Source organism: Micromonospora sp. DSM 43699, assembly GCF_055517075.1.
Map to the genome: position 1 here is coordinate 1 of NZ_JBTMMT010000288.1, position 255 is coordinate 255.

The window sequence follows — 255 nt, forward strand, 5'->3', positions numbered from 1 at the left end:
CCTCACCCGCGCGGGGCGAGAAGAACTCGTTCACCGCGTAGAACATGCCGTCACGCTCCACCACCTCGCGGTCGTGCGCGTAGTAGATCGACGGCAACGGCACCCGCTCCCGCGCGATGTAGTGCCAGATGTCCAACTCGGTCCAGTTCGACAACGGGAACACCCGGATCGACTCACCCGGATGACGCCGCCCGTTGTACAACGACCACAACTCCGGCCGCTGGTTCTTCGGATCCCACTGCCCGAACTCGTCCC

At 64.7% G+C, this 255-nt stretch carries 1 protein-coding gene; it reads right to left on the reverse strand.

Annotation, left to right across the window (positions count from 1 at the left end):
* The coding region (locus tag AC0AIB_RS31665) for a phosphoadenosine phosphosulfate reductase domain-containing protein (RefSeq protein WP_465098151.1) at window positions 1-255 on the reverse strand (255 nt) is incomplete at both ends.